The sequence below is a fragment of the Mycobacterium sp. genome (assembly GCF_035697385.1).
Classification (GTDB): domain Bacteria; phylum Actinomycetota; class Actinomycetes; order Mycobacteriales; family Mycobacteriaceae; genus Mycobacterium.
This window is the reverse complement of record NZ_DASSCY010000041.1, coordinates 1-9,366: the sequence shown is the minus strand read 5'-3', so window position 1 is coordinate 9,366 and position 9,366 is coordinate 1. Positions and strand designations below refer to the sequence as shown.

Here is a 9,366-nt window from a genome sequence, read left to right as displayed (position 1 = left end):
AGCGATGGAGGAACAGAGTGCGCAACCACATCGTGATCGTCGGCTACGGCACCAAGGGCAGGACCGCGGCCGCCGCGATGATCGGCGACGAGGTGGCGCCCGCGGACATCGTCGTCGTCGACGAAGACCCGGTCGCGCTGGAGCGCGCCAAGAGTGCCGGCCTGGTCACCGTGCGCGGCAGCGCGACCGACTCCGAAGTGCTGCGACTGGCCAGCGCCCAGCACGCCAAGGCAATCATCGTCGCGGCCAACCGCGACGACGCCGCGGTGCTAATCACCCTCACCGCCCGCGAGCTGGCGCCCAAGGCCAAGATCATCGCCGCGGTCCGGGAGGCCGAGAACCAGCACCTGCTCGAGCAGGCTGGCGCGGACTCGACCGTGGTCACTTCCGAGACCTCGGGCCGTCTGCTCGGGATAGCGGTGCAGACGCCCAGCGTTGTAGAGATGATGGAAGACCTTTTGACTCCCGCCGCCGGGTTCGCGATCGCCGAACGCGAGGTCAGCCCCAAGGAGGCCGGCGGTTCGCCGCGGCATTTGTCCGACATCGTGCTCGGCGTCGTCCGCGGCGGGAAGCTGGTGCGGGTCGACGAGGCCGAGGTTGACGCACTCGAACTCGGCGACCGGCTGCTGTATATCCGCAGCGCGGACGCCGAACGATGACGTTTCAGCTCCGGAATGTTCCGCTGCTGTCCCGTGTCGGCGCCGACCGCGCGGACACGCTGCGCACCGACGTCGACGCCGCGGTGGCCGGGTGGCCCGATGCGCTGCTGCTGCGGGTGGATCGTCGTAACCAGGTCCTGATCTCGGGCGGGCAGGTGGTGCTCGGCCAGGCCGCCAAGCTCGGTGACAGGCCGCCGGCGGACGCGGTCTTCCTCGGCCGCATCGCCGACGGCAGACACGTGTGGGCGGTCCGCGGGGAACTGGAGGGACCGGAGGACACCGAAGCCGAAACCGAGGTGCTCGACCTGCGCCGGGCCGGCCAGATCTTCGACGATGTCAGCGCCCAACTCGTGTCGACGGCCACCGCGCTACTCAACTGGCATGACAGGGCCCGGTTCAGCGCTCTGGACGGCTCGGCCACCAAGCCGATCAAGGGCGGCTGGTCACGGATCAACCCGGTCAACGGCCACGAGGAGTTTCCTCGTATCGACCCAGCGGTGATCTGCCTGGTCCACGACGGGCACGACCGCGCGGTGCTGGCCCGGCAGACGTTGTGGCCGGAGCGGTTGTTCTCCCTGCTAGCCGGTTTTGTGGAGGCGGGAGAATCGTTCGAGTCGTGCGTCGTGCGTGAGATCGCCGAGGAAATCGGCCTGACGGTCACCGATGTGCACTATCTCGGCAGCCAGCCGTGGCCGTTTCCGCGCTCGCTGATGGTCGGCTTCCACGCGATCGGAGACCCGGAGCAGGAGTTCTCGTTCAACGACGGCGAGATCGCCGAGGCCGGCTGGTTCACCCGCGCCGAGATTCGCAAAGCCCTCGACGTCGGCGACTGGAGCAGCGACTCGCCGTCGCGGCTGCTGCTGCCCGGATCGATATCGATCGCCAGGGAGATCATCGAGTCCTGGGCAGCGCTCGATTAAGAGAGTTTGGCCTTGACCTGGGCGCCGCTCGGGTTCGTCAGGGTCGACCCGTCGGCGAACTTCAGTGTCGGCACCGTCTGATTGCCGCCGTTGACCGAGGCCACGAACTCCGCAGCAGCGGGATCGGCTTCGATGTCGACCTCGGTGAACGGAATGCCTTCCCCGTTAAGAACCTTCTTCAAGCGGAAGCAGTAGCCACACCACGACGTGGTGTACATGGTCAGTCCAGCGCTCATAAGGGCTTCAACGTAACGGATGCCGCCAACATGCCCGCCCCCAAGCCCCGGTTTTGTCGGCCCGCGCTGACATGATGGAGCGCATGTCGGTTGAGGTCTCCACCGCGTCGCGTGAGCGGCTCATCGCAGACCTCGACGAGGAGCAGCGCGAGGCTGTCCTCGCCGCCCGCGGCCCGGTGTGCGTGCTGGCCGGCGCCGGTACCGGCAAGACCCGCACGATCACCCGCCGCATCGCGCACCTCGTCGCGGCCGGTCACGTCGCGCCAGGGCAGGTGCTGGCGGTGACGTTCACGCAAAGGGCCGCTGGCGAGATGCGAAGTAGGCTGCGCGCGCTCGACGACGGGGTTGGCACCGGATCAGTGCAGGCGATGACGTTCCACGCCGCGGCCCGCAGGCAGTTGCACTACTTCTGGCCGCGGGTCGTCGGCGCCACCGGCTGGCAGCTCCTCGACACCAAATTCGCGGTGGTGGCTCAAGCCGCGAACCGCGCGAACATGTCGACAAGCACCGACGACGTGCGCGACCTCGCCGGTGAAATCGAATGGGCCAAGTCATCTTTGATCAGCCCCGAGGACTACGCCGGCGCAGTCGCCGCCGCGGGGCGCGACATCCCGTTTGATGCGGGCAAAATCGCCACGGTCTACGCGGGCTACGAGACGCTCAAGGCCCGCCACGACGGAATGGCGCTGCTCGACTTCGACGACCTGCTGCTGCACACCGCGGCCGCGATCGAGAACGACGCCGCCGTCGCGCAGGAGTTCCGCGATCGCTACCGCTGTTTCGTCGTCGACGAATATCAGGACGTCACACCGCTGCAGCAGCGTGTGCTCGACGCCTGGCTGGGGGAGCGCGACGACCTGACGGTCGTCGGTGACGCCAACCAGACCATCTACTCGTTCACCGGTGCCACCCCCCGCTACCTGCTGGACTTTTCGCGACGGTTCCCCGACGCCGCAGTGGTGCGGCTCGAGCGTGACTACCGGTCCACCCCGCAGGTGGTATCGCTGGCCAACCGCGTCATCGCCGCCGCGCGCGGCAGGATGGCGGGCAGCAAGCTACACCTGGTCGGCCAGCGTGACCCCGGTCCGACGCCGACGTTCACCGAACACACCGACGAGGTCGCCGAGGCCGCCGCGGTGGCCAAGAGCATCAAGCGGCTTGTCGAATCAGGTACCGCCGCATCCGAAATCGCAGTGCTGTACCGCATCAACGCCCAGTCCGAGGTCTACGAGGAAGCGCTCACCGAGGCCGGCGTGCCCTTCCAGGTGCGCGGCGGCGAAGGCTTTTTCAGCCGTCAGGAGATCCGCCAGTCACTGGTGGCGTTGCAGCGAGCGGCCGAACGTGAACTGGAAGGTGAACTGCCACAGGTCGTCCGCGCCGTCCTCGAACCGCTCGGGCTTACCGCCGAGCCACCACCGGGCACGAAAGCCAGGGAGCGATGGGAGGCGCTGACCGCGCTGGCCGAACTGGTCGACGAAGAAGTCGCGATTCGCCCGTCGCTGGATCTGCCTTCGCTGATCACCGAACTGCGGCACCGGGCCGACGCGCGCCACCCTCCCGTCGTGCAGGGCGTCACGCTGGCGTCGCTGCATGCCGCCAAGGGACTGGAGTGGGACGCGGTGTTCCTGGTCGGGCTGGCCGATGGCACGCTGCCGATCTCGCACGCGTTGACGCACGGCCCGGACAGTGAGCCCGTCGAAGAGGAACGCCGGCTGTTCTACGTCGGAATCACCAGGGCGCGAACACATTTGGCGCTCAGCTGGGCCCTGGCCCGTGCACCGGGCGGTCGGCAGGGCCGTCGGCCGTCGCGGTTCCTCAACGGCATCGCGCCGCAATCGTCGTCCGACAGCACGCCGAGCCGGCCTCGGCGTCCGCGTGGCGCCACTCCTCGTTGTCGTGTCTGCAATGGCGCGCTGACCACTCCGCCCGCAATCATGTTGCGCCGCTGCGAAAGCTGCCCGTCCGATATCGATGACGAGCTGCTGGCCCAACTCAAAGACTGGCGGCTGCGCACCTCCAAGGAGATGAGCGTGCCGGCTTACGTGGTGTTCACCGACAACACGCTGATCGCGATCGCCGAGACGCTGCCCACCGACGATGCCGCGTTGGTCGCGATCCCCGGCATCGGTGCGCGAAAACTCGAGCAGTACGGACCCGACGTACTGGCATTGGTCAAAGGCCGCCAAGTGTCGTAAAAATCATGCCAAACCCGCAGGTCAGAAAATCGCTTGTGTGCTAGGGCTGCTAGGCTTTAGCCTCAAGACACACCACGAGTCGAGAGGAGGGTGCCCTAATCATGTTGAGCAAATTCGCATTCACAGGCGTAGGCGTTGCTGGCATGCAGTGGACCCTCCGTGTCGCCGCTGCCGCCGCGCATCCGGCATTTATGGAGCACGCCGCCGCACCCGCGGGGGCCGCCGCTGCCATTACGCCGCAGCGTAAGCGCCGTAACGCCGACGCGACTGGAAAGTCCGTGGATCGGGGCACCACCTAGGTAGAGCCCACGACAAGCCGAAAAGGCCACGGACCCGCAGTCACCGGATCCGTGGCCTTAGTTTTTTCGGACACCGAAGACCTGGTCACAGATCCACCAGAGATCAAACGACCAGGAAGCCGAGGATGTAGTCATGTCTACTGCGATGAGCGCTTGCGCGAAGAGCGACGCTTCGGAGACATGCCGTGAAAGAACGATGCTGTCGGTGCCGTGTCATGTGGGTGACCCCGACCTGTGGTTCGCCGAGAACCCCGTCGAACTCGAACGCGCCAAGTCGCTGTGCGCGGATTGCCCGATCCGCCGTGAGTGCCTGGCCGCCGCACTGGAACGTCAAGAGCCGTGGGGTGTCTGGGGCGGCGAGATTATCGAGCGCGGCACGATCATCGAGCGCAAGCGTCCGCGTGGACGTCCGCGCAAGAACACCGAGGAGAGCCCGGCAGCGGCGTAAGCCCTGCCGGGTTATCCCGGCGCTACTAGGCCGCTTCTTCGGCGAAGCCCGGAATCAGTTCTGTGGCAAGGGCTTTGGTCGGAATATGCGCATCCAGCTGGCAGGCGATCGCAACGTTTGAGGCGATGACCCGCAACGGAAGCGCCAACTTGGCCGGAAGGTCCATCTGCCTGGCGGCCTTGATCTGGCCTGCGGCGCGGTCCGGCTTCATGTTCATGGCGGTGATCCGCTGCAGCCACTTACGCGTGTAGTGGAACACCTCGACTTCGAGCGGCTCCACGTATTGGCGCATCATGTCGTCCATCTCGCGCTTGGACACATGCTCACCCTTCTGGATGAACCCGATTTTCTGCATCGTGGCCAGCAGGTTTTCGTAGTCGTCGTTGAGCGCGTATCGCGTCGACAAACCGATTTCGATGGGAATTCCGCCGGGCAGCGGGGCGACCGCGCCGAAGTCGATCACGCCCATCTTGTCGTCGGGCAGCAGCATGAAGTTGCCCGGATGGGCGTCCCCGTGCATCATCTCGAGCCGCCGCGGCGCGTCATAGGTCAGCTCGAACAGCCGGGCGCCCATCAGGTCTCGCTGTTCCTGGGTGCCGTCGCGAATGATCTGGGACAACGGGATGCCCTCGATCCATTCCTGGATCACCACTTTGGGCGCACTCGCCACGATGTGCGGGACGACGAAATGCGGATGGCCTTCATACGCTTTGGCGAAGGCGCGCTGATTGTCGGCCTCCAGCCGGTAGTCGAGCTCCATCTCGGTGCGTTCGATCAGTTCGTCGACGACGCCCTGCACATCGGCGCCCGGCGAGAGCTGTTTGACCACACTGACCATGCGCTGCATGGTTTTCAGGTCGGCGCGCAGCGCCTCGTCGGCGCCCGGGTCCTGGATCTTGACGGCGACCTCGCGGCCGTCCGACCACACCGCCTTGTGCACCTGGCCGATGCTGGCCGACGCGACAGGCGTGTCGTCGAACGCGCTGAACCGCTCACGCCACTTGGTGCCCAACTGTGCGTCGAGCACCCGGTGGACCTTGGCCGCCGCCATCGGCGGGGCTTCTCGCTGCAACTTGGTGAGCGCCTCCCGGTACGGCTTGCCGTACTGGTCGGGGATCGCGGCCTCCATGACCGACAAGGCCTGACCGACCTTCATTGCGCCGCCCTTGAGCTCACCGAGAACGGTGAACAACTGCTGGGCCGCCTTGTCCATCAACTCGGCATTGACCTCGTCTTTCGACTTTCCGGTCAGCCGTTTGCCGAAGCCAAGCGCCGCCCTGCCGGCCATGCCGACGGGCAGGCTCGCCAGCTTGGCGTTGCGCGCGGCGCGGCCCCGCTTGATGTCACTCACCAGACCATCATCCATGACGGCGCCGAATGCACTCGCACCTCGGATGCCGTGCCCATCGGCGGGCCATGACAGTTCCGGTGTTGACGTCGAACTCCAGCGTGGTGTCCAGCGTCGGGGGAGGTACCGACGACCGCCCCACGTCGTTGCCGGCGTGCACTGCGTGAATGACGCGGTCGACTTGGTTGAGCGCCAGCGCCGCGGTCGCGAGCACCGTAGCCCGGTCGGCGGTGCCGACGGTGTCGCGCAGCTGCGCAGCGACTGCTGGCCACGCCGCGTCCCGGTCGCTGCGGTGTAGATCGGCGCAGTCCAAACAGGACGTCACGCCCGGAATGACCAGCGGGCCGACCAGGCCTGCGCCGTCACGCATTCGCACCATCAGGTGCGGCACCCGCGCGAGGTGCAGCTCGCGCACCACCCGCGGATCGGCCACCAGGAAGTCGCTCAACACCACAAGGTCAGTTGTCTGTGGCGGCGCCGCCTTGGTGAGGTTCGACTGTGTCACGCGAGCGCCCGAGCAGCGCAGAGCGCTGGCCAATACGTCCGACACCGGGCCGCGGCCGTGAATACGGATGGACGCAGACCGGGTGCGCCTTCGGGCGACAATCGTCACGACGCCCGAGTCCACGAGCGAGGAAACGAGTTCGGAGGCGTCGATGCCGAAGCGAGAATTCAGCTCGGCCAGCGTCGCGCCGGACTGCAGAGTCCGCAACAGCTCGGCCAGCCCCCCAGCGTTCAGTCCGGACGGGGGATGGACCAGCACTGCGCGGCGCGGATCCCAGCCCACCTGAACGGCACCGTCGGGACGCAGCAGCACGGGCGTCGACGGGCTGAGCGTGAAGTGCGGGCTGCCGACGGCGCGAAGAGCATCAGACCCAGGCATGGACCGACTCTGCCACGCACAGCGCGACGGCCGAGAAGGTTATCCACAGGGCCGCGGGTCGCTACTCCTTGGAGTCGTCGTCGCGCTTTTCCAGGTCGGCGAGCGCCTCGTCGATGCCGCTGGTGTCGCCGCCGACCATCCGGTCGATGAAGCCGGCGGGCTCATCGAGATCGCCGGCACTGGGCAACAGGTCGGGGTGCTGCCATACCGCGTCGCGGGCGTCGGCTCCGACGGCCTGGGTCAGGCGTTCCCACAGCACCGCGGCTTCCCGCAGCTTTCGGGGACGCAGTTCGAGTCCGACGAGGGTGGCGAAGGTCTGCTCGGCTGGACCGCCAGTGGCGCGCCGCCTTCGCAGCGTCTCGCTCAGCGCTGCGGCGCCGGGGATGCGTTCACCCAGCGCGTCGGCCACCACGGTCTGCACCCAGCCCTCGATCAGGGCCAACAGCGTTTCCAGGCGTTCCAGCGCCGCGGTCTGCTCCGGGGTGGCCTTCGGCTCGAAGATGCCCTGGTTGAGCAGCTGCTCCATTTGCGACGGATCGGTCAGCGACGCCGGGTTGAACCCGGCGGCCAATTCCTCGATGCCGCTCATGTCGACCTTCATGCCCTTGGCGAACGCCTCGACGGCGTTGAGGAGCTGGCTCGCGAGCCACGGCACGTGACTGAACAGCCGGTGGTGCGCGGCCTCACGCGCGGCCAGGAAGGTCATGATCTCGCTGCGCGGCAGCTCGAGTCCCTCGGCCAGCGCTTCGACGGCCTCTGGCATCAGCGCGGCGACTCCCTTGGGGCCGAGCGGGAGCCCAATGTCGGTGGAGGTCAACACTTCTCGCGATAGCTTGCCCAGTGCCTGGCCCAGCTGCGAGCCGAACGCCATGCCGCCCATTTGCGACATCATCGACAGCAGCGGCCCGGCCATGCTCTTGGCCTCCTCGGGCAGCGCCGACGCCCATACCGTGGAAATCTGTTCGGCCACCGGATCACACAACCGCTTCCACGTTTCCAGCGTGTTGTCGATCCAGTCGTTGGGCGTCCACGCCACGGCTTTGGTGGTGCCGGCCGGTAGCGCCGTCGCGCCGTCCAGCCACGTCTCAGCCAGGTGCACGGCGTCGGAGATCGCGGCGCCGGTCTTTTCGGGGATGGGTGCGACGAAACCGATCGAGCTCGACGCCAGCTGCCGGGCCAGGTCATAGTTCACCGGACCGGACTGCGTGCCGCCGGCCATCACGTTGCCGGCGCCGCTGAACATCTCCCCGAGCTTGGTGAAGATCTGGCCAAGGTCGGCCATGTCAAAGCCGGCTCCGAACGGATCTGCCCCCGAATTGCCCGAGCCGGACCCCGAATCGGGGTCCTTTTTGCTCTTGTCGCGCTCGGGGTCATCCCCGGCGGAGAAGCCGAAGGGCGGGTCAGCCATGTCCCCAACGGTACTCACCGGCGACTCGTCGTGCGGCTGCGCGGGTCAAGCTCTCAGTGAACCCGCTCCGGACGCCATTTACTGTGGGCGGCGTGAACAGGCGGATTTTGACGCTGGTGGTCGCGCTGGTGCCCCTGCTGGTATTCGGCGTCTTGGTGTCGTGGGTCACTGTGCCGTACGTGTCGCTGGGCCCCGGCCCGACGTTCGACACGCTCGGCGAGATCGACGGTAAGCAGGTCGTCGACATCGAGGGCACCGAAGTGCATCCGACGACGGGTCATCTGAACATGACGACGGTCTCTCAGCGCGACGACCTGACGCTGGGGCAGGCGCTGGCCTTGTGGATGTCAGGGCGTGAGCAGCTGGTTCCCCGTGATTTGGTCTACCCGCCGGACAAGTCCAAGGAAGAGATCGACAAGGCCAACACCACCGATTTCCGCCAGTCTGAGGACAGCGCTGAATACGCGGCGCTGCATTACCTGAAGTACCCGATGGCGATCACCGTGGAGAACGTCAGCGATCCGGGGCCGTCGGTGGGCAAACTGCAACCCGGTGATGCGATCGACGGCGTCAACGGCAAGCCCGTCGCCAACCTCGAGGAGTTCACCGCGATTCTGAAGAACACGAAGCCGGGCGACACGGTGGTGATCGACTACCTCCGTAAGAACGAGCCACCCGGTATCGCCACGATCACGTTGGGGTCCAACGAGGACCGCGACTACGGCTACCTCGGGGTGGGTGTGCTCGACGCGCCGTGGGCACCGTTCACCATCGACTTCAACCTCGCCAACATCGGCGGTCCCTCGGCGGGGCTGATGTTCAGCCTTGCCGTCGTCGACAAGCTCACCGACGGTGACCTCAGCGGCTCGAAGTTCGTGGCCGGTACCGGCACCATTACCGGGGACGGCGAGGTCGGCTCGATCGGCGGTATCACCCACAAGATCGTTGCGGCCTCGGAAGCAGGCGCGAC

At 66.8% G+C, this 9,366-nt stretch carries 10 protein-coding genes; 6 read left to right on the top strand and 4 right to left on the bottom strand.

Translation table 11 applies throughout. The annotated features are described in order from the left end of the window. Both VFH65_RS03875 and nudC read left to right on the top strand, forming a co-directional pair. On the top strand, nucleotides 1-659 hold a 659-nt coding region (locus VFH65_RS03875), incomplete at its 5' end, for a potassium channel family protein (protein WP_353319817.1). Next, the gene (gene nudC / locus VFH65_RS03870; protein ID WP_353319816.1) at nucleotides 656-1,579 is read left to right on the top strand and encodes an NAD(+) diphosphatase; all 924 of its coding nucleotides are present in this window, start codon (nucleotides 656-658) and stop codon (nucleotides 1,577-1,579) included. The genes VFH65_RS03875 and nudC, both read left to right, overlap by 4 nt. Here the strand turns inward: nudC and mrx1 are convergent. Further along, nucleotides 1,576-1,815, bottom strand: a complete 240-nt coding sequence (gene mrx1, locus VFH65_RS03865) for a mycoredoxin Mrx1 (protein WP_353319815.1) — start codon at nucleotides 1,813-1,815, stop codon at nucleotides 1,576-1,578. The genes nudC and mrx1 overlap by 4 nt on opposite strands. 83 nt (nucleotides 1,816-1,898) lie before the next feature. Between mrx1 and VFH65_RS03860 the strand changes: the two genes are divergently transcribed. From VFH65_RS03860 to VFH65_RS03850, 3 genes are all read left to right on the top strand, one after another. Then, the gene (locus VFH65_RS03860; RefSeq protein WP_353319814.1) at nucleotides 1,899-4,010 is read left to right on the top strand and encodes an ATP-dependent DNA helicase UvrD2; all 2,112 of its coding nucleotides are present in this window, start codon (nucleotides 1,899-1,901) and stop codon (nucleotides 4,008-4,010) included. 101 nt (nucleotides 4,011-4,111) lie between these two features. After that, nucleotides 4,112-4,309: a hypothetical protein gene (locus tag VFH65_RS03855; protein ID WP_353319813.1), complete on the top strand. Its 198-nt coding sequence runs from the start codon at nucleotides 4,112-4,114 to the stop codon at nucleotides 4,307-4,309. Between the two features lie 133 nt (nucleotides 4,310-4,442). Then, nucleotides 4,443-4,757, top strand: coding sequence for a WhiB family transcriptional regulator (locus tag VFH65_RS03850; protein WP_353319812.1), 315 nt, complete (start codon nucleotides 4,443-4,445; stop codon nucleotides 4,755-4,757). Nucleotides 4,758-4,782: 25 nt separating this feature from the next. Here VFH65_RS03850 and VFH65_RS03845 read toward each other — a convergent pair whose 3' ends face one another. The 3 genes from VFH65_RS03845 to VFH65_RS03835 all read right to left on the bottom strand — a co-directional run bounded on the left by VFH65_RS03845 (nucleotide 4,783) and on the right by VFH65_RS03835 (nucleotide 8,396). Next, nucleotides 4,783-6,123 carry an ABC1 kinase family protein gene (locus tag VFH65_RS03845; protein WP_353319811.1) on the bottom strand — a complete coding sequence of 447 codons (1,341 nt, stop codon included), beginning with the start codon at nucleotides 6,121-6,123 and terminating at the stop codon, nucleotides 4,783-4,785. Next, the gene (locus tag VFH65_RS03840) at nucleotides 6,116-6,988 is read right to left on the bottom strand and encodes a cyclodehydratase (protein ID WP_353319810.1); all 873 of its coding nucleotides are present in this window, start codon (nucleotides 6,986-6,988) and stop codon (nucleotides 6,116-6,118) included. The genes VFH65_RS03845 and VFH65_RS03840 overlap by 8 nt, the downstream gene beginning before the upstream one ends. A 61-nt stretch (nucleotides 6,989-7,049) precedes the next feature. Next, a complete protein-coding gene (locus tag VFH65_RS03835) occupies nucleotides 7,050-8,396 on the bottom strand; it encodes a zinc-dependent metalloprotease (RefSeq protein WP_414688348.1) in 1,347 nt (448 codons plus the stop codon). A gap of 92 nt (nucleotides 8,397-8,488) precedes the next feature. Here VFH65_RS03835 and VFH65_RS03830 point away from each other — a divergent pair. Continuing rightward, on the top strand, nucleotides 8,489-9,366 hold an 878-nt coding region (locus tag VFH65_RS03830; RefSeq protein ID WP_353319808.1), incomplete at its 3' end, for a YlbL family protein.